Source organism: Pseudonocardia wallangbongensis, from assembly GCF_054486945.1.
This window is the reverse complement of record NZ_JBRERS010000001.1, coordinates 1,311,289-1,333,724: the sequence shown is the minus strand read 5'-3', so window position 1 is coordinate 1,333,724 and position 22,436 is coordinate 1,311,289. Positions and strand designations below refer to the sequence as shown.

Sequence of the window (22,436 nt, the reverse complement as noted above, 5' to 3'; positions counted from 1 at the left end):
CTCGTCACGGACGAACGCGGATGATCGTCTTTCCCGTGGCCCGCTCGGTCGGGTTGAAGGCGGCGACGGCGCCGTCGAGCGTCGCGACGTTCCCGATGACCGTTCGCAGCCGTCCGTCCCGGACCCGCCGGACGATCTCACCCAGCTGAGCACGGTCGGACACGACGACGAAGTCGATCGCCAAGCCATCGGCGGGTCGCGCCTCGGCCGGCCCGGCGATGGTCACCAGCGTTCCGCCGGCTCGCACCAGACCCGCGGACCGCTTCCCGAGGTCGCCACCGATGACGTCGAACACCAGATCGACTCCTCCGACGTCCTCCAGCGAGTCGTTCTGGAGGTCGAGGAACTCCTGCGCGCCGAAGTCGAGCGCCTGCTGCCGGTCGGCGGCACGTCCGGTGCCGATGATGTAGGCGCCCGCCTCGCGTGCGAGCTGGGTCACCACCGATCCGACTCCGCCGGCTGCGCCGTGCACGAGGACGCTCTGCCCCGCCCGAAGGCGCCCGTGCTCGAACAGCCCCTGCCATGCGGTCAGGCCCGAGATCGGCAGGCTCGCGCCCACCGTGAAGTCGACGTCGCCCGGCAGCGGCGCGAGGTTGCGGGCCTCGACGGCCGCGTACTCCGCCAGGGTGCCGTCGCGGGTCCAGTCCGTGAGGCCGAACACGCGCTGTCCCACGGACAGACCCGTCGTGCCGTACCCGAGGGCGCTGACCACGCCGGCCAGCTCGTGCCCGGGAATCGACGGCGTTCGATCACGACCCAGGCGATCGGCCCAGGTCGACGGCCACGTGAGCTCACCCGGCGTGAATCCTGACGCATGTACCTCGACGAGGACGTCGTTCCCCGCCGCCTCGGGCTGCGGCCGCTCCGCGAGCGTCATCCCGGCCGTTCCCGCGGCCTGATCCGTCACCGTGATCGCCTTCATCCGGCATCTCCCTGTATCCAGTCCCCGCCGCCACCCTCGCCGGACGACTCTATGGACGATTCGGTCCATTATTACTCCAGTGCGGAGGTGTCCGGCCAGACGGGGTCGTACGGTACCGGGGGCAGAGTCGCTGCGCCAGGGGCGTCCACCACCACCGTCAGGTGCACTGATGCGCCAAGCTGTTGTTGACCGGCGGAGGCTTACCGATCGACGCCGGGCTACTCGTCGCTAGACGCAGCGGTCCAGTTGGCTGTGGGCAAGCCTGTCGTGGGTGACTACATCGTCACCGCGAAGAGCCTCATCACCCCGGGGGCGGCGACGTCAGATGATCTCGAGTGCGCGGGGTGGTCGTGCGCGGAGGGGCTGGCGGCGTCAGCGAGTGGCTGAACGGCACGGTCAGGTGCCATCGCGAGTCGCTGAGTGGTGAGCGTGGAACCTCGAACCTCGTGCTCCAGAGCTTCGCGATGGCGCTCCCGTCCGAGAAGGTCAACATCAGCGTGTACGACGGCGCTCGAGCTTCGTCGTGGTGCGCGCCGAGGCTCCGGCCGGAGAGGTGGATGAGGCGCGGAAGTGAGCTCAACGAGATCGAGTTGATGTGCAGCTCGAGACGTGCTGTTCCCGGGATCTCCTCGGGGGAGCCGACGACGCCTTCACCCGACTTGCCGGTTGTGGCGAGCAGGACGTCGAGGCCGCCCAGCACCCGCGCACTGATCGAGAGCTTCAGCTCCAGGAGGCGATCCGGCTCGAGGTCTTCCGACCGGCTGCCGTCAGCTGTGATGACGGCCGAGGACAGCTTCAACGGAAGGCCGGTAACCGGCGAACTCGGCGTGAAGCCCGGCTGCTCGCTCACCGTGGTGGCCCTTCGCGGGTCGCTCGTGCGGTCGCGACGACTCGGTCACTCTCCGGGCTCATCCCCCGCTCCTCTCGATCGGTGACCGGCCCCGACGCTCCACAGTCGACTTCATCCGGGACCTCCCGGTATCCAGTCCCCACCTGTACGGCACTTCGGTCGACCCTCTAGTCGTACCAGACGGTCCAGTCAAGTTCGCCGTGGGCCTGCCTGTGGCCCGGCAGGCGGTTGCTGCGGAGCTTCGACGCTGTTCACGCCGGCCTCGAGGGTGTCGAGCAGGGCGGTGGCACCAGCTCGTCGCCTTGACCGGGCGCCGCCTCGCCCGCAATACTCGGACTGAATAGTCCAATGTTGCGCACGTGGCCCGCCGCTGTCGGCTCCGCATCCCCGTTCACCGCACCCCGGAAGAGAGGCGACGTCATGCGCAAGATCCTGATCGTCGGCGGTGGCTACGCCGGCTTCTACACCGCCTGGAAACTCGAGAGGAAGCTGCGCCGGGGCGAGGCCGAAGTGATGGTGGTCGACCCGCGGCCATACATGACCTACCAGCCGTTCTTGCCCGAGGTGGTGGCCGGGTCGATCGAGGCCCGGCACGCCGCGGTGTCGCTGCGCCGCCATCTGCGCCGCACGCGCGTGATCGCCGGGATGGTCAGCGCGATCGACCACGAGCACCGCGTTGTCACGGTCCGGCCCGCTGACGGCGACACCTTCGAGCTGGACTACGACCTCATCGTGGTCACCGCGGGCGCGGTCACCCGCAAGTTCCCGGTGCCCGGTATCGCCGAGCAGGCGATCGGTCTCAAGCACGTCGAGGAGGCGGTCGCGATCCGCGACCGCCTGCTGACGTCCTTCGACCGGGCGGCCACGCTCCCGCCGGGGCCGCAGCGGCAGAAGCTGCTCACCGTCACATTCGTCGGCGGCGGATTCTCCGGCGTCGAGGGATTCGCCGAGCTGCTGTCGCTGGCGACCGCGTTGCTGCGGCGCTACCCCGAGCTGCACCGCGACGAGCTTCGGTTCCACCTCGTCGAGGCGTCCGGCCGGATCCTGCCCGAGGTCACCGACCCGAACGGCCGCTGGGTCGTGCGCTTCCTGCGACAGCGAGGCGGGCAGGTGCACCTGGACACGCAGATCAAGTCGGCGGCCGGCGGGCACGTGGTGCTCTCCACCGGCGAGGAGTTCGACTCGGAGCTCATCGTGTGGACGGCGGGCAACGCGGCGAACCCGGTCGTGGGCATGCACACCGACCTGCCCGTGGACGAGCGCGGTTTCCTCGTCGCCCGGACCGACCTGCGGGTCGGCACCGACTCCGAACCCGTGCCCGACGCGTGGACCGCAGGGGACGACGCGGGGATCGCGGACCTCACCTCCCCGACCCCGGGCACCCGCACGGTGCCCAACGCCCAACACGCCGTCCGCCAGGGCAAGCTGCTCGCCCGCAACATCGCCGCGACCCTGCACGGCAGAAGGCCGAAGAACTACCGGCACCACAGCCTCGGCGCTGTTGCCACGCTCGGCATCGGTCACGGCATCTTCCAGTACCGGCGGCTCGTGATCACAGGGCTGCTCGCTTGGCTGATGCACCGCGGCTACCACGTGCTGGCCGTGCCCAGCTGGGAACGCAAGGTCCGAGTGCTCGTGATCTGGCTGACCGCCGGGTTGTTCGGCCGGGACATCCTCTCACTGGCGTCGGTGCAACACCCGCGCGACGCGTTCATCGATGGCGGCGAACCCACCGTGCTGAGCGAACAGACCCTTCATGAATAGCCCTGCCCCGACTCGACACCCGTCCCCGTTCAGCCAACCCCTGAAAGGTCGACAGCATGCCCGAACTCACGAAGGTCGCCGTCGTCTACTACTCGTCGACCGGCACCGTCTACGAGCTGGCCAACTCCGTTCTCTCGGGGGCGAAGGACGCCGGTGCCGACGTCAGGCTGCTGAAGGTCCATGAGCTTGCGCCCGAGGAGGCCATCGCCTCGAACAAGGGCTGGGCCGATCACTGCTCCGCCACCCAGGACGTCCCCGTCGCCACGCATGACGACATCCTGTGGGCCGACGCGGTGGTCTTCGGCACCCCAACTCGTTTCGGCAACGTCTCGAGCCAGCTGAAGCAGTTCCTCGACACGCTCGGTGGCCTGTGGGCGCAGGGCCTGCTCGCCGACAAGGTCTACAGCGGCTTCACCGCGACCGCGACAGCCCACGGCGGGCAGGAATCCACGCTGCTCGCGATGTACAACACCTTCCACCATTTCGGTGGGATCGTCGTCGCTCCGGGCTACACCGACCCCATCAAGTTCGTCGACGGCAACCCGTACGGCACCAGCCATGTCAACGGTCAGGGCGCAATTCCGGTCGACGACACGGCCCGTGCGGCTGCGGCGTACCAGGGCAAGCGAGTCGCCACGATCGCTACCGCCGTCAAATCCGGTCTCGCCGCCTGATCCGGCTCTCCCGGCCAGCCGGTTACGCCGTCGGCTCGCTCGATCAGCGCAACAACCGATGTGGGGTCGTCATCATGTCGACACGTGCAGCCCTGATCACCGGTGCCACCCGCACGATCGAGACCCGCCCTACCCCTCGACGCACAACCTCGGTACGTGCCGGATGAGTGGGCGCCCGCGCGACGGCGTGGTCGACCGCTTCGGGCGCGCGCACGACGTGCCGAACCTGTTCGTCTCCGACGGCAGCGTATTCACCACAGACGCGGCGGCGAACCCCACGCTGACGATCGTCGCACTGGCGATCCGGCAGGCCGAGTACATCGCCACCGAGTTCCGCTACACACCGGCGTGAGCCCGGTCGACCTGAACTCGGAGAAGCACGTGGTCACCTCGCAGGTTGCGCCCGTGGCGCCGCCGACCCGGGCGGCCGCCGCAAGATGCAGTGGTCGGGACGCAGTATCAGCCGTCGGGCATCGCGTCGGCCGGCGGTGCCGGGCGCACCATCGCCCGCAGGCCCGCCCGGGCTTCCTCGTGCGCGCCGGCCCGCTTCTGCGCGGCGAGCCGGAGCAGCTCGACCGCCCGGCACGCGTCAGCGGGATCCTCCAGCGCCGCCGTGGCCTCGACGACGTGGTCCCGCGCCTCGGTCAGCAGCCGGTCGACCTCGCGCAGGCGGCGGTACACGCAAGCGCATGCGGAGATCGCTCGATGGTCGGCCGTGGACACGGTCACAGCTCCTCCTCCCGACGTTCCTGTACGTGCAGCGGCTGCGCCGCCATCCCTGGCCGGACGGCGGTCATGCGGCCCGGTCGGTGTCGACCTCGACCATTCCGAGGTAGATCCAGTACTCCTCGACCAAGCCGTGGCTCGTCGTCGGCCCGACGTACACCTTGCGGAAGACCTTCCCGTGGGTCTCCACCAGCTCGGTCCTGACCTCTCGTGGCGCGCGGGGTCCGGTGGCGTCGGCCATCAGGCAGCCCTGGCCCCGCGAGCGACGACTCCGGCGTCGTGCACCGCCTCCAGCGCGGCGGCCAGCCGCAGGCCGAGCGCGGCGACGACGGACGGTGGCAGCCGGCGCGATGCGCCGCAAGGCGCACGAGTGGGCCGGATGCGACAACGGAAAGCCATGAGACTCCTCCTGACCAGTGCCGCCGACGTCCGGGTCGATCAGGAGGTCGTGCGGACTCCCCGGCTCGGGCCGGGCGATGATCTGCGAGTCCCACAATCGCCGGCTCACGACGGGCTGTCTGCCCGGTCAGCAGCCAATGGCCGGCCCGGAGATCCGGCCGCCGGAAACCCTGCTAGCCGGGAGGCCGGTCGTTCCCGGGGCGGTCAGGGTGGGGGAGGGCGACCACGAGTTCCTGCCCGCTCGGATAGCGGCTAGCTGCGTGGTGGGGCCGGCCCGGCGGTCCTAGCCTGATGATCGTGACCCTGCGGTGCTTGCTCGTCGACGACAGCCTGGACTTCCTGCACACCGCGCGAACCCTGCTCGAACAGGAGGGTCTCCAGATCGTGGGCGTCGCCACGACAGGTGCCGACGCAGTCGTCCGCGCTGCCGAACTGCGTCCCGACGTGACGCTCCTCGACGTCGATCTCGGCACGACCGACGGCTTCGAGCTGGCGCGGCACCTGGCCGGCCGCCCGGACCTCGACGCCGGTCACCTGATCCTGATCTCCGTGAACGCCGAGGAGGACCTCACCGACCTGATCGAGGCGAGCCCGGCCATCGGGTTCGTGTGGAAGCCGACGCTGTCCGCCGCGGTGATCGAGTCGCTGGTCCGCGACGTCGGAGGCGGCGCCCGAAGGTGAGGTGGCTCCTGCTCAGCTCGGGCCCACGCCCCCGCGTTGCAGGGGGAACTCGGCCAGAACGGCGGTGCCGGCGCCGGGGGCGGAGTGCAGGGTGAGCCGGCCGCCCAGCGTCTCGACGCGGTCCCTGAGTCCGAGCAGGCCGGTCCCGCCGGTGAAGTGCGCGCCGCCGTGGCCGTCGTCGTGCACCCGGACCCGCAGGACGACGCCGGCCGGCGTGGTGTCGATCTCGACTTCCACGGTCACGATCGAGGGCTCGGCATGCTTGGTGGCGTTCGTCAGTGCCTCTGCGACGACGTAGTAGGCCGCGACTTCGACCGGTTCCGGCAGCCGTCGACCGGCGGACGCCTTGATCCGCACGGGGACGCGCGATCGGCGGCCGAGCGCGCCCAGGGCGGGGAGCAGCCCGCCTTGGGCGAGGGTCGGCGGGTGGATGCCGCGGGCGAGCTCGCGCAGCTCGGTCATGGCTGTGGCGGCTTCGGCCGCGAGGGCCTCCAGCTGTTCCCTCAGCGCGCCGGACTCGGGCGGTACGGCCGCTCGGGCGATCCGCGCGCGCATGCCGAGCGTGACCAGACGTTGCTGGGCGCCGTCGTGCAGGTCCCGCTCGATCCGCCGGCGGGCCTGGTCGGCGGCGGCGACGATACGCGCGCGCGAGGCGGTGAGGTCGGTGTAGAGCTGGGCGTTGTCGAGGGAGACGGCGAGCTGCGCGGCGATGAGCCGGACGGCGTCGAGCCGTTCCGTGGTGACCGCGGCGCGCATGAGGCGGTTCTCCAGCAGCAGCACCGCGCGCAGCGCGCCGCGGCCGAGGATGGGCATGGCCAGCAACGAACAGGCGCCGAGACCGGCGATGTACGGATCGCGGGCGAAGCGGTCGTCGCGGGTGGCGTCGTCGACGACCAGGATCTCGGCCGTCCGCTGGACGTAGCGCACTGCCGACATCGGCAGGTCGCGTTCGTGCGGGCTGCCCGCTGTGGCGGGGTCCGTGGTGTGGTCCGGTGCGGGCAGCAGCCAGTCTTGGCGGTCGTCGTCCCACAACAGCAGGTGAACGCTGGTGGCGCCGGTCATCGCACTGAGCACCTCGACGACTCGGGTGTGCAGGCGTTCGATGTCGGTCTCCGAGCTGAGTGCCTGCGACGCGGCGAGGACGCCGAGCAGGTCGAGCGTGCCGGTCGTGACCGTCGAGGACAGCCGCAGATCATCGGCACGGCTGTCGCCGCCGGGCTCGCCGGCCGTGAGTGCTCCCAGCTGTGAGGTCGGGTAGGCCCAGTCCAGCTGGGCGACCTTCGCCGACGCTCCCCATGCGGCGTAGTACTGCCGGGCGCGGGTGAGCAGGTCGCGGCCCGCCTGCTCCACCCCGTGCGCGAGGTAGAAGCGGGCGGCGCGTTCGGTGATCAGGGCCCGATGCCACGGGCGCTGCCGGCCGGCGGCCTCACGCCCGGCGGTGTCGAAGGCGAGGGCCCCGGCGCGGAAGTCACCGACCGCCCAGGCCCGCTCCGCCTCCAGCAACCGCTGCAGGTGCCGGAAGTTGTCCGGCGCGTCCGCGGCCCGGGCGGCCAGCCAGCTCGTCACCTCGTCCAGTTCGGACAGCGGACCGTCGCGCTCGTCGGCGTGGCCGGTGCGGGCCTCCTCGGCGAGGGCCAGCCCGCGCAGCAGGCGGGCCACGGCGGTGGGGTAGAGGCCAGGTACGGCCGGTAGCAACGGCATCGCCGCCGCGGCGTGCCGCGCCAGGCCCCCCGGATCCCCGAAGACCGCGGCGACGAGCGCGTGGCTGAGATGCGCGTGGAAGAGCGGCATCGGGTTGTTGGCGTACCTGTCGGTGGAGACCGCCTTACCGGTTGTGGCGACGTTGTCGCCGCGCAGTACGCCGGCCAGCCATTGATAGCTGTCGAGCCACTGGCCGGTCTGCTCGTTGCCGGTACGCCGCACGAAGGCCAGACCCGCCTCCACCTCGGCGACGAGGACGTCCAGCGACGGCGCGCAGTCCAGCAGGTAATGCGCGGTCGGGTGGTAGGTGTAGCCGGCGTTGGCCAGGTCGCCCCCTGCGGTCAGCCCTTCGCGGGCCCGCTCCGCGGCTCGGACACCGTTCTCGATCGGCTCGAACCAGCAGCTCAGCAGGGCGAGCCGGCGGCGGGCTTCGGAGGTGCCGGGCTCGTAGCCGCGGGCCTCGCCCAACTCCACGACCCGGCGCACCGTCCGGTACCCGGCGGCGCGGTGGGCGCGCAGCGCCACCGCGGCGACGGCGGCCGCGCTGGCAGGTCCGATGAGGGTGGGGCCAGGGCCGTGCTCGACCCAGATCCGCAGCGATTCCAGGCTCAACCAGGCGACGGTGGCATGGCCGCCTGCGAAGTAGGCCGCCGGCTGGACTGCGTCGATCAGACGGGTCGTGGCCAGCAGTGTGGGCTCGGTGAGCTCGGGCCGGGCCAGATCATCGGCAGCGTCGGTGCGGTCCAGCCACCGGTGCAGGTGGTCGAACTGGTGGTCGAGCTCTGTGGTGAGCCGGTCGGCCGCCGGCACGGTCGGGCCGAGCTCCCGCAGCAGGTCGATGCCGAGTCCGATCGCGTCCGCAAATAAGTTCCGGTGGGTCAGGCTGCTCACCTGCACCGCCGTCGCGGCCGCGCAGTCCAACGCGGAGGGACCCAGCCCTTCGATCGTGCGGTACTCCTCGTCCGCCTCGTCCAGGCGTCCCAGGCCGTAGAGGGCGACGTGGCGGTCGGTGTGGACCGCGATCAGCGTGGGGGTGTCACCCGGGTCGATCAGTCGCAGCGCGGCGGCCAGCAGCGCGTTCACCAGCGCGTGGTCGCCGATCAACGTGGCCTGGTCGGCGGCGCGGCGCAGCAGCCCCACGACCCGACGCCGCTCGCCGGCATCGTCGATCGCGTCAACGACCGGTAGGTACTGCTCGGCGGCGACGGCGTACAGCTCCGGCACCTCGGCCAGCCGCCGGGCCGTGGCCAGCCGCAAGGTGCGTCGCCGCCCCGGGTCGAGCCCGCGCAGGATCGCCTCGCGGATCCGGTCGTGGCGGAACCGCACCGCCTCGCGCGCGCCGGGCTCCACGACGAGAAGGCCTTCGGCGAGGGCGGGCGCCAGCATCGACTGCACCTCGGCCGCCGGGCCGCCGGTCGCGATCTGCAGGAGGCTCAGCTCGGCGCGCCCGCCCAGACCGGCCATCACCTCCACCAGCTCCCGGGACGGCAGCGGCACGGTCCCGATGCGCGCCGCCAGTAGCTCACCGACCTCCGACCGGCCCAGATGGGCGCGCACCGCCGCCGTGTCCCACCGCCATTCCGTGCCGGTCGCGGTGAGCACGCCGTCGCGGCGCAGCGCGCCCAGCAGTTCCACGGTCTCGTACGGGTTGCCGGACGTGTGCGGCTCGATCACCTCGGCCAGACCGGCCGCCGCGGCCGGGTCCGTGTGCAGCATCTCGGCGACCATCGTGACGAGGCTCGGGACGGGCAGGTCGTCCAGGCGCAGGTGCCGCGCTCCGGCGTGGTCACGCCATCGGGACGGCGGGTGCGCCGCGTCCACGTCCTCGTCGCGGTAGGCGCCCACCAGCAGCAGGCCCTCGACCGGTTCCTCGTCGAGCATCATGTCGACGAGGCCGAGCGCGGCGCGCCCGGCCCACTGCAGGTCGTCGAGGAACAGCACCACCGGGCGTTCGCGCGACGCGACCGCCCGCAGGGCCTGCACGCCCATCCGCTGAGCCCGGTTCTGCGCGGTCAGCGGATCCCCGGGATCAGGCGGCACCGCCAGCAGCGCGGCGAACTCCGGCACCACCGCGGTCAGCAGCCCTGCGTTCGGGCCGAGCGCGGCCAGGATCCGTGCGCGGACCTCGGTCAGCTCGGCCTCCGGCTCGGCCAACAGCAGCCGGCCCAGCGCCCGGTACGCCTGGTGGACCCCGTTGAACTCCAGGTCGCGGCGGTACTGGTCGAACTTGCCCGCCACGAACCAGCCGCCCCGGCCGGCCACCAGCGGCCGCAGCTCGTCGACCAGCGCGGTCTTGCCCACCCCGGGTTTCCCGCCCACCAGCACCGCCCGGCACCGGCCGACCTGCGCGTCCTCGAACGCCGCCTGCAGGGTCGCCACCTCGTCGTCGCGGCTGACCAGCCGCGGCGGCAGCAGCCGCAGCGGAACATCGCGCTCGCCGACGCGGACCGAAGCGGCCGCCGGACGCTGCTGAGCCTCCCGCACCCGCTCCAAGTCGTGAACCACGCCGTCGGCGGTCTGATAGCGGTGGTCCGGTTCCTTCTCCAGCAGATGCAGGATGACCTCCGAAAGCGACTCCGGTACGGCCGAGTTCACCTTCGCCGGCGGGACCGGCACCCGCGCCAGGTGATCGTGGGCGAGGCGCAGCGGGTCCCCGGTGCCGAACGGCGGCTCCCCGGTGGCCAGCTCGTACAGCGTCGCGCCCAGCGCGTAGAGGTCGGCCCGCTGGTCCACCGACCGGCCGGTGCGCCCGGTCTGCTCCGGCGCGAGATAGGCCAACGTCCCCACGATCTGCGTGTGATGGGCGAACTCCGGGCGGATCTCGGCGAACGAGGTCGCCAACGCGAAATCGACCAGGGACGGGACACCGTCACCGGAGATCACGATGTTGGCCGGGGTGATGTCACGGTGCATCACACCCCGCCGGTGCATCCCCGCCACCGCCTGGGCCAACCCCACCGCCAGCCCGATCAGGACATCAACCGTCAGCGGCTTGGCCAGGCCCGCCAGGCTGGTGCCACCGACGTCCGCCAGCACGATGGACCCCGGGTACCGGGGCTCCTCCAGCTGCGCGACCCCCGCGACATCGCGCAGCCGCTCCAACATCGCCCGCTCGTGCCGCAACCGGCGCTCGGCGTCCGGCCCCAGCGGCTCCTTCCGGATGACCGTGCGCCCGGTCGAGAAGAGCCGACTCACGCGCGTGCGTTCGCTCTCGTGCAGCACCTCGGCCTGCGGATCTCGGCGCGGCAGCATCCCGCCTGCCCCCATCCGACACCTCCATGCGCGGTCGGACCCGGCTCACACAGTGCCTACACCTCTTCGAGAGCGAAGGCGACCTCCGCAAGACCGCGACACGGCACAACCCGCCGGCCGCACCCGGCCCGGCCGGCCTGCGCCGACAGGTGGTCCGCAGTCCCGCCGGTCAGGGCGATAATCGTGGACATGGCGGAGAGCGGCGCTCGAGTGGTGGTGGCCGAGGACGACGTGTTGATGCGTGAGGGCCTGGCCAGCCTGCTCTCGGGGGCCGGTTTCGACATCGTCGGGCGGTACGGCACGCACACCGAGCTGATGGCCCATGTCTTGCGGCTGAACCCGGACCTCGTGATCGTCGACATCCGGATGCCGCCCACGCACACCACCGAGGGCTTGGACGCGGCCCGCACGATCCGGCAGGAGCTGCCCGACACCGCGATCCTGGTCCTGTCGGGGCACGTCCAGGTCGAGCAGGCGACCGAGCTGCTGAGGGGCGGGCAGCGCATGGGATATCTGCTCAAGGACCGCGTCAGCGACGTCGAGGACTTCCTCTCCACACTGGACCGGATCATCAAGGGCGCCTCCGTCGTGGATCCCGCGCTCGTGCAGGAGCTGCTCGACGCCCGCCGGGTCGAGGACCCCCTACAGCCCCTCTCTCCACGGGAACGTGAAGTGCTGGCGCTCATGGCCGAGGGTCTGTCCAACGCCGGCATAGCCCACAAGCTGTGGCTGGCCGAGGGCACGATCGAGAAGCACGTCCGCAGCATCCTCTCGAAGCTGGGCATCGCGGAGGCTGCCGGAAGTCACCGGCGCGTGCTGGCCGTCCTCACGTTCCTCGGCAGCAACTGACCCGCGGCCGTGCCCGCGCCCGCCTGAACGTCGGTCCTCTGGGGCAGCACCGCGGAACACGCGTCCTACCCTGCCAGCAGGTAGTTGATGTTCCTGCTTCCAGGTACAGCAAATAGCCGCTCACCGGGCGGACGTACCGCGCTCCGGTGACGACCCTTGGCAACATGCCGACCCGCAGTGGCTTCACCTGGGTGGCGTGATGGTTGCCCGCTACCCGGCGGACCTGCCAACCCGGCCGGTCCCGGACCACGATGCGAACGATTTCTGCTCGATCCCCACCGGAGTTGTCGGCGGCGCCCGATGGACGCCTGGCTCTTGCACCGTCGAAACCGCCGCAGAGCGGTGCGACGTGACCGTGACGTCCTTATCGCCCGCATCGGCCGACCGGCCGGTTGAACGGCGGAAAAGACCCCCGCGGCGCGACCGCGATCCACACCAACCGACCCGAGCCGAGAGTGGAACCCGTAATGGCAACGATACTGCCCGACACGCCGATCACCGGGGATCTGTCACCCGCAAAGGTCGCCGATCTCATCGACCAGGCCGCAACGCTCATCGAGTCCGATGGCCTGGAGGTCGGCGACTACTGGACGAGGGCCCTGTTCCAACCGTATGTGCCCGGGACGCCCTGCTGCACGGTGGGCGCGCTCGCGGCCGTGTCCGGCTACCGCGACGGCATCGACGCCGAGAAGGCGTTCGTCGGGGTCAGCGACTACGACCCGGAGACCGGGGTCACCGAGCCCGACCACCCGCATCTCGTGATGGCCACCGCGATGACGGCGCTCGGGTTCCGGGAGGCCGAGGAGCTGTACGACTGGTCGGACAACGCCGGTGACCATGCGGTTGTGGCAGCGCTCCGCTACGCCGCCGCGCAGATCCGCGCCCGGGCAGGCGGTGCGGCATGAGCCGGACGTCCGATGCCTGAGCTGCCTGGCCCGATACCGGAGCAGGGGAAGAAGCCCGAAGCCCACTCGGAAGGCACACCGATGACTGCCACCAGACGCTCACCGCTCCCGCCGCTGGTCGTGCAGTCCGTGCTCTGCCCGATCTGCGACAAGGAAGTCGGCTACGTCGGCGGCTCGTTCCGGTGCGAGACCTGTCATGGCAGCTGGGCCAGCGACCGCTACGACGAGGAAGGCGTCGCCGGCGCGGACACCGAGCAGTGCCCCGCCGAGGTCGCGCCTCACGAGGACGGCAGGTACCCGGGCCTCGTCGGCGAGCGGTACCGCTGCGTCCGCGATGCGGGCCATCCCGCCGCCTGGCCGGACCGGCACATCGGTGTCCGCTCCGACGGCGGCGTCGACCACGGCGGCGACCCGTTCGAGTGGCGTGATGGCGAGTACCCGCGGTGGCAGCCCGCCGATGCCTGACCTACCGCCGGAGACCGGGCCCGTCGTCCTTGCCGTCCTCGACGTCCCGCCCCCGGTTCAGGCCGCAGCCGGCCGCAGCTCGACGATCGGGCACCCGGGCCAGGTTCTGGCCATGGCAACTGCTTCTTCGAGGTCGGCGACGTCGACCTCGACGAACCCGCTGACCAACTCCTCGCCCGCCACGAACGGGCCGTCGATGATCAGCCGGCGGCCATCGTCCAGCCGCACCGTCGTAGCGGTGTGGGCGGGTTGCAGGTGGACGTGATGAGTGATCTTCGCGGCGTGCTCGGCGCGTGTCCGGGGCACGGCGCACGCGGCAGCGCCTGCGGTCGCTCAGGCCATCCAGCGGCCGTCGGTCATGATCTGGGCGCCGGGACGCTCGGGAAAGGTTCGCCACGCCAGCACCCGCCGGGGGGTGAGTCGTAGGTAGAGGTATCCCGGCATGTGCCGAGGATCGTGAGCTACCAGCGCGAACGCCTCCGCGGTCGGGGTGTCGACCTCCTCCGGGGAGGTGAGGTCGACCGATCCGTCGATGAGGACGACGTCGAAGTGGTGCCCGATGGCAGTCCTCGCCACCGGCGTACGGCGCAGGTTCCGAACGGTGGTGCTGTTCGCCGCCGTCCCCATCGTGATGCGCGTGCCGTCCCAGACGAACGACACCGGTATGAGGTGCGGGGTCCGGTCCACCGCCGCGGTCCCGAGCCACAGCTGTGACTCCTTGGCGAGGAGTTCGAGGGTGTCGGCTTTGCGCTGGGCGCCGTCGCGGCCCTCGCCGTTCATGGCGCCGTCGGTCATCGGGCGCACCCCGCGATGTAGTACCCCACGACGTCTCCGTTCCGTTCAGGCCCGCTCGTCGGGCCTCTCATCACCGATGACGAGCGGCGCAACCGCAGATCCGACATGCCGGGGGTGGGCTTTCGCGCTGTCACAGGTTCCGGTCGTGCGGCGTCTCATGGCGAATCCATCGAGACGGGGAGCCACGATGACGACCATCAGCGAGACCGCACCTCGGGTCGCGGTCCTGGGCGCGGGGTACGCCGGCGTCACCGCAGCCAAACTGATCGCCGGGAAGAGCGACGCGGCCGTCACCTTGATCAACGACGACGGTCGGTTCCGGGAGCGGATGCGCAACCACCAGCTCGCCACCGGCCAGTGGTTGCGCGACCTGCCATTGCGCGATCTCGTGAAGCGCACCGGAATCCGGCTGGTGATCGACCGCGTGAGCCGTGTCGACCTCGACGGGCGGCAGGTCGAACTAGCCTCCGTCTTCGGCGCCAAGCGGTTCTGACCGGCTCGACGCCGGCCGGTCGGGCGGCCCGGGGCGGACGCCCTACCGGCCGGCCGACGCCAGTGGCAGCGGCGCGACGTGGTCGTCCCATCGACCCGATGCCGCGTCGTAGCAGGGACCGAGCGACTCGACCGGCTCGCTGCGCAGCTCGGCCTTGGACACCTTCTCCGACGGTGTCAGTGGCAGCCGGGTGCGCAGTTCCCAGTACCGCGGCACCTTGAAGTAGGCGAGGTGCGTGCGCGTGTGCGCGATCAGCTCGGCGACGTCGACCGTCGTTCCGGGGACGGGCACGACGTAGGCCTTGATCTCCTCGCCGCGGATCTCGTCGGCGACCGGGACGCAGGCGCACACCCGCACCGCGGTGTGGAGCTGCAGCACCTCCTCGACCTGCGCGGCGGCGACGTTCTCGCCGCTGCGCCGGATGATGTCCTTCTCCCGGCCGCGGAAGTGCAGGTAGCCCTCGTGCGTCTGCAGGGCGAGGTCCCCGGTCACGTACCAGCCGGTGCCCGACCAGGAGTCACCGGCGTCGTCGAGGTAGCCATCGCTCATCGCCGTCCCGCGCACGAGGAGCCGGCCCACGGTGCCGCGCGGGACCGGCACACCCCGCTGGTCGACGATGCGCACCTCCCGGTGCGGTAGGGGGCGGCCGATGGTGCCGCACTGCAGCGCGATGTCGTGCTCGTCCGCCTCGACGAGGACGTCCGCGCCGGTCTCGGTGCTGCCGTACATCTCGTGCCACGGTGCCCCGAAGCGTTCCTCGAGCTCCGCGTGCCGGCCGGAGGGGATGGCAGAGCAGGCGACGTAGCGCAGCGCGTGGAGCCGTTCGCCCTCGCGCACCGGCGTGCGCAGCAGCATCGCGGGCATCACCCCGAGGCAGTAGAAGAAGGTCGCGCGGTGCTCCTGGACGGCGGGCCAGAAGGTGCTGGAGCGGAAGCGCTCGAGCACGACGAGCCGGGCGCCGGTGAGCAGCGCCGCGACGAGGTTCCACTGCGGGTCCATGTAGGAGAAGGGCTGTGCGGTCAGCAGCACGTCGTCGCTGTGGAGCCGCGGACCGTGCCGTCGCATGGCCTCGCCGATGGCGATCCAGTAGCGGTGGGAGAGCAGGCACCCCTTCGACGTACCGGTGCTCCCGGAGGTGAACTGGACGTTGGCGGTCGACTCGGGCCACGGGCCGTCCTGGGCGGCCGGAGCGGGTTCGGCCGGCGGCGCTGCCGCGGACAGCCGGGCGCACAACCCGGCGGCCGCGTCCTCGACGGCGACCAGCACCGTCTCCGGCCGGTCCGGCTCCGGCGCGGACGCCAGCGCCTCCGCCAGCACCTCCCCGAACTCCTCGTCCGCGATCACCAACCGCGGTCGGGCCGAGGCGAGCACATGGGCCAGGTCGGACGGCCCGAGGTGCACGTTCAGCGGAACGGTCACCGTGCCCGAACGCGTGATACCGAGCCAGCACACCGGGAACTCGAGGTCGTTCCGGAACATGATCGCGACTCGGGAACCGGTGCCGATGCCGCGGCGGACGATCGCCGCTGCGACGTGGTCGGCGAGCTCGTCGAGCTCCGCGAAGCTCGACCGCTGCTGCCGTCGCTCGCAGTGCAGGACCGTACGGCGCCCCCACCGAGCCGCGGCGTCGCGCAGGAGCGTCGAGAGCGTCGCCCCCGACGTCCCGGCGCGGACCGGGGAGTCGGTAGCGGTACTCACGCCGGCACCTGGTGGGCGGGCTGTCGTGGACCGGGCCCGCCCAGGAGCCGTCGGGCGTTGCCGCCCAGGATCGCCTGCAGCGTGTCCGGACGCAGCCCGCTCGCCCGCCACTCCCGCAGCGCCCGGGCGTGGTCCATGATCGGCCAATCGGTGGCGAACAGCACCTGGTCCCGGAGCAGGTTGTCGGCGAGCGTGCCGAGCACGTCCCAGCCGGTGCCCGGCCGCATCACGTACTTCGGAGCCAAGCCGCCCAGCTCCAGCAGCACGGTCGGGTGCCGGCGGGCGATGGCGCAGTACTCGGCCACCCACGGCCAGCCACCGTGGCAGGCGATGATCTGCAGGTCGGGGAAATCGCACGCGACCCGATCGAGGAACTCGGGGCGCTCGTGCGCCATCGGGTAGACCCGGGAGTAGTTGATGCCGGTGTGCAGCGCGACCGTGAGGCCGAGCTCCTCGGCGGCGGCATAGGCCGGGTAGAGGCGCCGATCGACGATGTCCATGCCGAAGAACGCCGGTTGGATGTTCACCCCGGTCAGACCCGCCGCGGCGCACCCCCGGACCTCACGAGCGCCTGCGCCGGCCGTCGGTGGGGGCATCGTCACCGTCCCGAAGCCCGAGAGCACCGTCGGGTGCTCGGCCACGAGCGCGGCGGTGGCGGCGTTGAGGGCTGCGACGTCCTCGTCGCCCTCGTTCTCGGCGTGCACCACGGCGTGGGCGACCCCGGAATCGGCCAGGTGCCGCAGCAGCGACTCCGTGGTTCCGGCCGTGAGCTTCGCCGTCATGTCGAGCACGTCGTCGTACTGCTGCCGGGCCATCGCCGCCGGCCGGCCCCTCGCCGGTCTCCTGTCGACGGGGAGCCGTACGCGGGCGTCGACGACGGTGGCGTCGTGGAACACGGCGCGTTCAGGCATGGATGTCGACCTCCTTGGTCTCGGGAAGGCTGAACGTGCAGAACAGGACGAGCAGCGCGACGACCGCGAGGTAGTAGCCGGGTGCGTACTGGCTGCCGGTCCACGCCACGAGCACGCTTCCCAGGAGCGGCGCGGTGCCCCCGAACAGCGCGTAGCCGGCGTTGTAGCCGAGTGCGGCGCCGCTCAGCCGGGTCCGGGTCGGGAAGACCTCGAGCAGCATGGCGTAGCTGCCACCACCGAACACGCAGAGCGCCGCGGCGAGCAGCAGTTGCCCGGCTACCGCTGCGGTGGAGCTGCCGCTGCCGGCCAGCAGGAACGCCGGCGGGCTGGCCACGACGAGCAGAGCGGTGCCGATCCTGATCATGGGGAGCCTGCCCACGCGGTCGGCGACGGATCCCGCCACGATGAGGCCCGCGGTGAACCCCACGAGCGCGAGCCCGTTGGTGACCAGCGCGGCCGGCCGGGACAGCCCGGCGTTCACCTGGAGGTACGTGGGGAAGTACCCGACCAGGAAGTAGAAGGCGAGTGCGCTCATCGCCGCCAGTGCGAATGCGGCGAAAACCGCCCGGCCGTTGCGGGTCAGGGCCTCCCGGACCGGTGTGGCACTGAGCGCCTTGCGCCGCTGTGCCCTCTCGAAGGCCGGGCTCTCGTCCGTGCGCAGCCGGATGTAGAGCCCCACCAGGCTGAGGGGGAGTGCGAGCAGGAAGGGCAGGCGCCAGCCCCACGCGGCGAACGCGGCCTCCGGGAGTACCGCGCTGAGCCCGAGGACCACGAGCAGCCCGACGATCGACGACACGGCCGACATCGCGACGACGGTCGTGATCCAGGTCGAGCGGCGGTGGCCGGGTGCGTGCTCGAGCGCGAACGAGGTGGCGCTGGTCACCTCGCCGCCCGCGGACAGCCCTTGTACGACGCGCAGCGCCACGAGCAGCAGTGGCGCCAGCAACCCGACCTGCTCGTAGGTGGGCAGCACGCCGATCAGCGCGGTCGCGACGCCGATGAGCGTCAGCACCAGCATCAGGACCCGGCGCCTCCCGAAGCGGTCGCCGATCGCGCCGAAGACGACTCCGCCGAGCGGCCGGACGATGAACGCGACGCCGTACACCGCGAACGCGGAGATCAGCGCCACCGCGGGGTCGCCGTCCGGGAAGAAGCTGGCCGCCACGATCGGCACGGTCAGGGCGTAGACGGCGAAGTCGTAGAACTCGATGAAGGTCCCCACCGCGGCGCCGGCGAGCGGTCGGCGGCGGCGCATGGGGCCCGGTCGAGCGGTCTGCTGGTCGAGCGCGTCGGCGGTGCCGTCGGCGCTCATGCCGCGATCCCGAGGACAGCAAGCGGGTTGTGGACCGTCAGACGGTGGATGGCGTCGTCGTCGAAGCCCTTGCGACGCATCAACGGAACGACGTTCCGCAGCAGGTGCCCGTACCCCTCACCGCCGTACTTCTGCAGGTGGGACTTGACGCAGATGTCCTGTGACACCAGGAGCCGGTCCCCGTGACCGCGGTCGGTCAGTGCGACGAGGTGGTCGACGCGCGTCGCGTCGTTGGGCATGTCGATGTCCGCCAACGGGTAGTAGCTCGACTCCTGCCCGAAGAGGTCGAACTCCAGGTAGCAGCCCGTATCGGCGAGTTCGAGCATCGCGTCGAGATCGAAGAGCGTGCGATCGACGTGGCTCATGACCACCCGGTGCGCGTCGCCGCCGTCGGCGGTGATCCTCCGCATCGCATCCGCCGGGGCCTCGCCGTGCCGTCCGGGGTGCACCATCAGCGCGGCACCGGTCGAGCGCTGCGCGTCGACCGCCGCGCTGAGGACCCGGGCCTCGACCTCGTGCACCGGCCAGCCGAGGCCGATCTCGCCGATCAGACCGGAGCGGATGCCGTCGACGACTCCGTCGACGACGTCGCGGTGGATCTCGGCTGCGATCTCCTCCCGCGAGCGACCGGTGAGCTCGGGCGGGTGGTAGTGGTGGTGGTAGTAGCCGCTCCCCATGACGACGTGCAGGTCCGTGCGCTCGGCGACCTGCACGAGGCCTTCGGGGTCTCGGCCGAGACCCACGCTCGTGGCGTCGACGATCGCGTTGCCGCCCTGTCGTCGGTACGCCGAGAGCTCCGCGACGGCGTCGTCCAAGTCGTTCACGACCATGTCGAACGCGCTGTGGTGCCGGCGGATCTCGTAGTAGTTGTCCAGCCGGATCTCCTCCGTGGAGGAGATCGCGCTGCCCTGCTGCGTAGCCGTGCCACCGATGTTCGAGAGCACGTGCTCGTGGGGCTGGATGTGGCCCACCTCGTGCAGGGGCACGTCTCCTCGAACGGTTCTGAGCACTCGCACGGTCGCCCACCTTCCTCGTCGAAGGTCTCTGAACAGCACTAATCAGTTGATGAGAAGCTACTAATCAGGTGATTAGCCGTCAAGGGTGACCGTTGGGTAAAGTGCGGCGACACCCGTCGAGCCGCGAGGAGGATCGGGGCGCGCGTGACCAGCTTGATCGACCTCCAACGGGCCGCCGTCCTGACGTTCTCCGAGCGCGGCTACGCCGCCACCGGGATCAGGGACATCGCCACGGCTGCCGGGGTCACCTCCGGCGCTCTGTACATGCACGCCCCGAGCAAGATGGCGCTGCTGGAGTCGGTGATGCACCTGGCGCTCGACGAGCTGCTGCGGATCGCCGATACGGTGCGACTGGCGAGCCCCGATCCGGCCACCCGGCTGGCCGGGCTCGTGCGGGCGCACGTGTCCGTCCAGGCGCGCAACCCGAGAACCGTGCGCGTCGTCGACGGCGAGGTACGGATCCTGCCTGCTGCCGACCGGCCGGTCATCCTCGAGAAGCGCGACGCCTACGAGGCGTACTGGGCCGAGGTGCTGCGCGACGGGATAGCCTGCCGGGACTTCGCGGCGGACGAGCCCGCGGTCACCCGCCTCGCGCTCCTCGAGATGTGCAACGGGGTGGCGCGCTGGTACCGGCCGCGCGGGCCGCTGAGCCTGGAACGGCTGCAGGACGTGTTCGTGCGGCTCGCCTTCAACCTGGTCGGCTTCGCCGGAGCCGTTCCCGCCGCCGACCCGTCCTCGCACGCGCGCGTGCTGCCCTGCGAGCCTGCTGGGGCGAACGTTCCCGCCGTCTCCGCCGCCGCGCCCGTCGGCGCGCCACTCGGTGGCGAGATGGAGTGACGATCCACAGCTCGGGCGATCTGTCCGGCAGCCGGCATCGTGCTGCCGGCCAGGCTGAGCGTCGGTTCCGCCTGCGAACGGCGGGCTCGTGACCTTGCTGAGCAGCAGCGGAGAAGCTCTCCACGGCGGTGTCCGAGCGGTCCGGACGGACGTCACATGGCTCGAACGGCGCCCAGGGCCGCGTCCGCGTGCCCACGCATCGACCGTTCGTCGGCCACCACGTGGCGGATGCGGCGATCCTGGCCGATCACGAAGGTCATGCGCCTGGTGTGCAGGCCACCGGGGAGGAACCGGCGGTAGGCCCCCAGCGACCTGGCGATGCGGTGGTCGGGATCGGAGAGCAGGGGATAGCCGAGTGAGTGGGCGGCGGCGAAGGCGTGCTGCTTCGCGACGGCGTCGCTGCTGATCCCGACCGGCTGCGCGCCGGCGGCTGCGAAGTCGGCGGCGAGATCGCGGAAGTGGCAGGCTTCTTGCGTGCAGCCGCCGCTGGAGGCGATCGGGTAGAAGAACAGGACGACCGGCCCGGTGGTGAGCAGCGTGCTCAGCCGGCGCGGTGCGCCGGTCTCGTCGAGCAGCTCGAAGTCCTCGACCTGGTCGCCTGGGTTCACGCGGTTCCTCCTCGGGTCGGGGCGCTGGTGCGGTGGACGAGCGCCACGGGCTGGGCCAGTCGCGTCCGGTGTTCTGCCCGAACGAGCCGACCGGTTCGTTCGATGCGATCCAGATCACAGTGATCGTGGTGGCGGGACGCCACCTCCGGATCGCCACACCCCTGCGCCTCGAACCATCGCCGGTCCGTTTGCGAACACGCCGGTGTGAGGGTGTCGGGGACGGTTGCCTGGTTGTGTCGAGGTCTGCGCACGGCGGTCGTCTGCTGTCTGGTCGGGTGCACCACGACGGTGATCGGCTTCACCGCGGTCGCGCCGCGCGCTGGTCCAGCAACCCCTCTCGGCAGCGTGCCGGCCGTGCGGGTGCGGGTGCTGCAGCTGAACCTGTGCGGCAGCGGGTTCGCCGCTTGCTACACCGGCCGGTCCGTGGCGGAGGCGGCTTCGTTGATCCGCGCTGAGGCACCTGACCTCGTCACCCTGAACGAGGTCTGTGCCGGTGACGTGTCGAAGATGCAGCGCGCGCTGGCCGATGTGGTGCCCGGCGGCACGGTCACGTCCGCGTTCCGCGCGGCCCGCGATGCGCGAACCGGGGAGGCGTTCCGCTGCCGCGCCGGCCGGCAGTACGGGATCGGGTTGGTTTCGCGGTGGCCGGCGGTGCCCGGCTCGGTTCCCGGCGGTGGGATCTACCCGATCCAGGACAGGCGGAGCCCGGAGGGCCGGGCGTGGCTGTGCCTCGACGTTGCCGCCACCCCGGCCCTCTCCGCGTGCACCACGCACCTCACCCACACCGAGCGCGAGGTTGCGGGGGCCCAGTGCCGATACCTGTTCGAGACGGTCATGCCGCAGCGGCGTGCGCAGGACGGGGAGTTGCCGGTGGTGGTGGGCGGTGACCTGAACCTCGGGTCGGGCGGCGGCCCGGATCTGAGCTCCTGCCTACCAGCCGGTTCCGCCCTCGCCGACGACGGAGGGCAGCAGCACGTCGTGGCGACGCCCGAGTTCGTCGTCGAAAGCTCGCGCGCGATCGAGATGCACGAAACCACCGACCACCCGGCCCTGCTCGTGACGCTCGCCCTACCGGAACACCGTGGCAGCGAGCGCGTTTCGGCCGACCTGCGCCGGCGGTGGTCACCGGCCGACGGCGACACCGAGCAGGTCGGTTCCGGCGACAAGACCGGCGCGGCGGGCGTAGCCGGGCGGGTTGGTGTCCCCGATGGCGACGAGCACGCGCCCCAACGGGCAGGCCCTGGCCTGCCCGCGAAGCCTGCCGCACACTGCGCGGTGCCGTCAGGAGGCCCTGAGCAGGACGGCACAACGGTCTCGCGCGCCATCGCTCTCCCATGCCTTCACCCCCCGGGCCACGAAGATCCAATAGGAATCAACCGTCTAGGGTGTGGGCCATGCCGAGGGGGGCATCCGAGTCTGCTGACGCTGCATCGCGCGTCGGAGCGATTCTGAAGGCCGGGCGAGCGCGGGCGCTGTTGACGCAAGAACAGCTGGCTGAGCGGACGGGACTGAGCGCCAGGTCGATCCGCAGGTGGGAGTCCGGTGACGCGTCGGGGCGGCCGTACAGCTCCTCGCTCC

General features: G+C 71.3%; 22 protein-coding genes and 1 pseudogene. 11 read left to right on the top strand and 12 right to left on the bottom strand.

The annotated features are described in order from the left end of the window. Nucleotides 1–4: 4 nt before the first annotated feature. Both ACU436_RS06310 and ACU436_RS06305 read right to left on the bottom strand, forming a co-directional pair. Nucleotides 5–922: an NADP-dependent oxidoreductase gene (locus ACU436_RS06310; RefSeq protein WP_459022635.1), complete on the bottom strand. Its 918-nt coding sequence runs from the start codon at nt 920–922 to the stop codon at nt 5–7. A 301-nt stretch (nt 923–1,223) separates the two neighbouring features. Then, on the bottom strand, nt 1,224–1,772 hold the full coding sequence (locus ACU436_RS06305; protein ID WP_459022532.1) for a hypothetical protein: 549 nt from the start codon (nt 1,770–1,772) through the stop codon (nt 1,224–1,226). Nucleotides 1,773–2,192: 420 nt separating this feature from the next. Between ACU436_RS06305 and ACU436_RS06300 the strand changes: the two genes are divergently transcribed. The 3 genes from ACU436_RS06300 (at nt 2,193) to ACU436_RS06290 (ending at nt 4,562) form a co-directional block, all read left to right on the top strand. Continuing rightward, complete coding sequence (locus ACU436_RS06300) at nt 2,193–3,536, top strand: NAD(P)/FAD-dependent oxidoreductase (RefSeq protein ID WP_459022530.1); 1,344 nt, start codon at nt 2,193–2,195, stop codon at nt 3,534–3,536. A gap of 56 nt (nt 3,537–3,592) precedes the next feature. Next, nucleotides 3,593–4,210 (top strand): NAD(P)H:quinone oxidoreductase, encoded by a 618-nt coding sequence (gene wrbA / locus ACU436_RS06295; RefSeq protein ID WP_459022528.1) that lies wholly within the window; start codon nt 3,593–3,595, stop codon nt 4,208–4,210. Between the two features lie 163 nt (nt 4,211–4,373). Further along, nucleotides 4,374–4,562 (top strand): GMC oxidoreductase, encoded by a 189-nt coding sequence (locus tag ACU436_RS06290; protein ID WP_459022526.1) that lies wholly within the window; start codon nt 4,374–4,376, stop codon nt 4,560–4,562. Nucleotides 4,563–4,669: 107 nt separating this feature from the next. Here ACU436_RS06290 and ACU436_RS06285 read toward each other — a convergent pair whose 3' ends face one another. After that, on the bottom strand, nt 4,670–4,939 hold the full coding sequence (locus ACU436_RS06285; RefSeq protein WP_459022524.1) for a hypothetical protein: 270 nt from the start codon (nt 4,937–4,939) through the stop codon (nt 4,670–4,672). Between the two features lie 64 nt (nt 4,940–5,003). Beyond that, on the bottom strand, nt 5,004–5,177 hold the full coding sequence (locus ACU436_RS06280; RefSeq protein ID WP_459022522.1) for a hypothetical protein: 174 nt from the start codon (nt 5,175–5,177) through the stop codon (nt 5,004–5,006). Nucleotides 5,178–5,632: 455 nt separating this feature from the next. Here ACU436_RS06280 and ACU436_RS06275 point away from each other — a divergent pair, with 455 nt between their 5' ends. Then, entirely contained in the window at nt 5,633–6,016 is a 384-nt protein-coding gene (locus tag ACU436_RS06275) for a response regulator (protein WP_459022520.1), read from the top strand. A 12-nt stretch (nt 6,017–6,028) separates the two neighbouring features. On the opposite strand, the gene ACU436_RS06270 is transcribed toward ACU436_RS06275, so the two are convergent. After that, a complete protein-coding gene (locus ACU436_RS06270; RefSeq protein WP_459022518.1) occupies nt 6,029–10,984 on the bottom strand; it encodes an AAA family ATPase in 4,956 nt (1,651 codons plus the stop codon). A 174-nt stretch (nt 10,985–11,158) separates the two neighbouring features. Here ACU436_RS06270 and ACU436_RS06265 point away from each other — a divergent pair, with 174 nt between their 5' ends. The 3 genes from ACU436_RS06265 to ACU436_RS06255 all read left to right on the top strand — a co-directional run bounded on the left by ACU436_RS06265 (nt 11,159) and on the right by ACU436_RS06255 (nt 13,188). Further along, complete coding sequence (locus ACU436_RS06265) at nt 11,159–11,818, top strand: response regulator (protein ID WP_459022516.1); 660 nt, start codon at nt 11,159–11,161, stop codon at nt 11,816–11,818. Between the two features lie 467 nt (nt 11,819–12,285). Further along, a complete protein-coding gene (locus ACU436_RS06260) occupies nt 12,286–12,723 on the top strand; it encodes a DUF6197 family protein (protein ID WP_459022514.1) in 438 nt (145 codons plus the stop codon). Nucleotides 12,724–12,804: 81 nt separating this feature from the next. Continuing rightward, a complete protein-coding gene (locus tag ACU436_RS06255; RefSeq protein WP_459022512.1) occupies nt 12,805–13,188 on the top strand; it encodes a hypothetical protein in 384 nt (127 codons plus the stop codon). 57 nt (nt 13,189–13,245) lie between these two features. Here the strand turns inward: ACU436_RS06255 and ACU436_RS06250 are convergent, their stop codons facing one another. Together ACU436_RS06250 and ACU436_RS06245 are read right to left on the bottom strand one after the other, a co-directional pair. After that, nucleotides 13,246–13,494 carry a YciI family protein gene (locus ACU436_RS06250; RefSeq protein ID WP_459022510.1) on the bottom strand — a complete coding sequence of 83 codons (249 nt, stop codon included), beginning with the start codon at nt 13,492–13,494 and terminating at the stop codon, nt 13,246–13,248. 27 nt (nt 13,495–13,521) lie between these two features. Beyond that, nucleotides 13,522–13,983: a pyridoxamine 5'-phosphate oxidase family protein gene (locus tag ACU436_RS06245; protein WP_459022508.1), complete on the bottom strand. Its 462-nt coding sequence runs from the start codon at nt 13,981–13,983 to the stop codon at nt 13,522–13,524. 187 nt (nt 13,984–14,170) lie between these two features. Here ACU436_RS06245 and ACU436_RS06240 point away from each other — a divergent pair, with 187 nt between their 5' ends. Next, the gene (locus tag ACU436_RS06240; protein ID WP_459022506.1) at nt 14,171–14,476 is read left to right on the top strand and encodes a hypothetical protein; all 306 of its coding nucleotides are present in this window, start codon (nt 14,171–14,173) and stop codon (nt 14,474–14,476) included. Nucleotides 14,477–14,518: 42 nt separating this feature from the next. Here ACU436_RS06240 and ACU436_RS06235 read toward each other — a convergent pair whose 3' ends face one another. Genes ACU436_RS06235 through ACU436_RS06220 form a run of 4 tightly spaced genes read right to left on the bottom strand, consistent with a single transcriptional unit; the run spans nt 14,519 to nt 19,383 of the window. Next, nucleotides 14,519–16,174, bottom strand: coding sequence for an AMP-binding protein (locus tag ACU436_RS06235; protein WP_459022504.1), 1,656 nt, complete (start codon nt 16,172–16,174; stop codon nt 14,519–14,521). Next, nucleotides 16,171–17,085 (bottom strand): amidohydrolase family protein, encoded by a 915-nt coding sequence (locus ACU436_RS06230; protein ID WP_459022502.1) that lies wholly within the window; start codon nt 17,083–17,085, stop codon nt 16,171–16,173. Before ACU436_RS06230 ends, ACU436_RS06235 begins: the two co-directional genes overlap by 4 nt. Beyond that, nucleotides 17,078–18,397, bottom strand: coding sequence for an MFS transporter (locus tag ACU436_RS06225; RefSeq protein ID WP_459022500.1), 1,320 nt, complete (start codon nt 18,395–18,397; stop codon nt 17,078–17,080). Before ACU436_RS06225 ends, ACU436_RS06230 begins: the two co-directional genes overlap by 8 nt. Next, nucleotides 18,394–19,383: a phosphotriesterase family protein gene (locus tag ACU436_RS06220; protein WP_459022498.1), complete on the bottom strand. Its 990-nt coding sequence runs from the start codon at nt 19,381–19,383 to the stop codon at nt 18,394–18,396. Before ACU436_RS06220 ends, ACU436_RS06225 begins: the two co-directional genes overlap by 4 nt. A gap of 174 nt (nt 19,384–19,557) precedes the next feature. Here ACU436_RS06220 and ACU436_RS06215 point away from each other — a divergent pair, with 174 nt between their 5' ends. Then, a complete protein-coding gene (locus ACU436_RS06215) occupies nt 19,558–20,250 on the top strand; it encodes a TetR family transcriptional regulator (protein ID WP_459022496.1) in 693 nt (230 codons plus the stop codon). Between the two features lie 152 nt (nt 20,251–20,402). On the opposite strand, the gene ACU436_RS06210 is transcribed toward ACU436_RS06215, so the two are convergent. Beyond that, nucleotides 20,403–20,858: a peroxiredoxin gene (locus ACU436_RS06210; protein WP_459022495.1), complete on the bottom strand. Its 456-nt coding sequence runs from the start codon at nt 20,856–20,858 to the stop codon at nt 20,403–20,405. A 288-nt stretch (nt 20,859–21,146) separates the two neighbouring features. On the opposite strand from ACU436_RS06210, the gene ACU436_RS06205 reads away from it, so the two are divergent. Then, on the top strand, nt 21,147–22,310 hold the full coding sequence (locus ACU436_RS06205; RefSeq protein ID WP_459022493.1) for an endonuclease/exonuclease/phosphatase family protein: 1,164 nt from the start codon (nt 21,147–21,149) through the stop codon (nt 22,308–22,310). After that, nucleotides 22,253–22,426 (top strand): annotated as a pseudogene (locus ACU436_RS06200) (helix-turn-helix domain-containing protein); the annotation flags it as partial. The gene ACU436_RS06205 and the pseudogene ACU436_RS06200, both read left to right, overlap by 58 nt. Nucleotides 22,427–22,436 lie beyond the last annotated feature (10 nt).

Excerpts from the sequence above, each read along its gene's own strand:
- ACU436_RS06310 (WP_459022635.1), bottom strand. The coding sequence starts at position 922 with ATGAAGGCGATCACGGTGACGGATCAGGCCGCGGGAACGGCCGGGATG.
- ACU436_RS06300 (WP_459022530.1), top strand. The coding sequence starts at position 2,193 with ATGCGCAAGATCCTGATCGTCGGCGGTGGCTACGCCGGCTTCTACACC.
- wrbA (WP_459022528.1), top strand. The coding sequence starts at position 3,593 with ATGCCCGAACTCACGAAGGTCGCCGTCGTCTACTACTCGTCGACCGGC.
- ACU436_RS06290 (WP_459022526.1), top strand. The coding sequence starts at position 4,374 with ATGAGTGGGCGCCCGCGCGACGGCGTGGTCGACCGCTTCGGGCGCGCG.
- ACU436_RS06280 (WP_459022522.1), bottom strand. The coding sequence starts at position 5,177 with ATGGCCGACGCCACCGGACCCCGCGCGCCACGAGAGGTCAGGACCGAG.
- ACU436_RS06270 (WP_459022518.1), bottom strand. The coding sequence starts at position 10,984 with ATGGGGGCAGGCGGGATGCTGCCGCGCCGAGATCCGCAGGCCGAGGTG.
- ACU436_RS06265 (WP_459022516.1), top strand. The coding sequence starts at position 11,159 with ATGGCGGAGAGCGGCGCTCGAGTGGTGGTGGCCGAGGACGACGTGTTG.
- ACU436_RS06260 (WP_459022514.1), top strand. The coding sequence starts at position 12,286 with ATGGCAACGATACTGCCCGACACGCCGATCACCGGGGATCTGTCACCC.
- ACU436_RS06255 (WP_459022512.1), top strand. The coding sequence starts at position 12,805 with ATGACTGCCACCAGACGCTCACCGCTCCCGCCGCTGGTCGTGCAGTCC.
- ACU436_RS06245 (WP_459022508.1), bottom strand. The coding sequence starts at position 13,983 with ATGACCGACGGCGCCATGAACGGCGAGGGCCGCGACGGCGCCCAGCGC.
- ACU436_RS06240 (WP_459022506.1), top strand. The coding sequence starts at position 14,171 with ATGACGACCATCAGCGAGACCGCACCTCGGGTCGCGGTCCTGGGCGCG.
- ACU436_RS06230 (WP_459022502.1), bottom strand. The coding sequence starts at position 17,085 with ATGCCTGAACGCGCCGTGTTCCACGACGCCACCGTCGTCGACGCCCGC.
- ACU436_RS06225 (WP_459022500.1), bottom strand. The coding sequence starts at position 18,397 with ATGAGCGCCGACGGCACCGCCGACGCGCTCGACCAGCAGACCGCTCGA.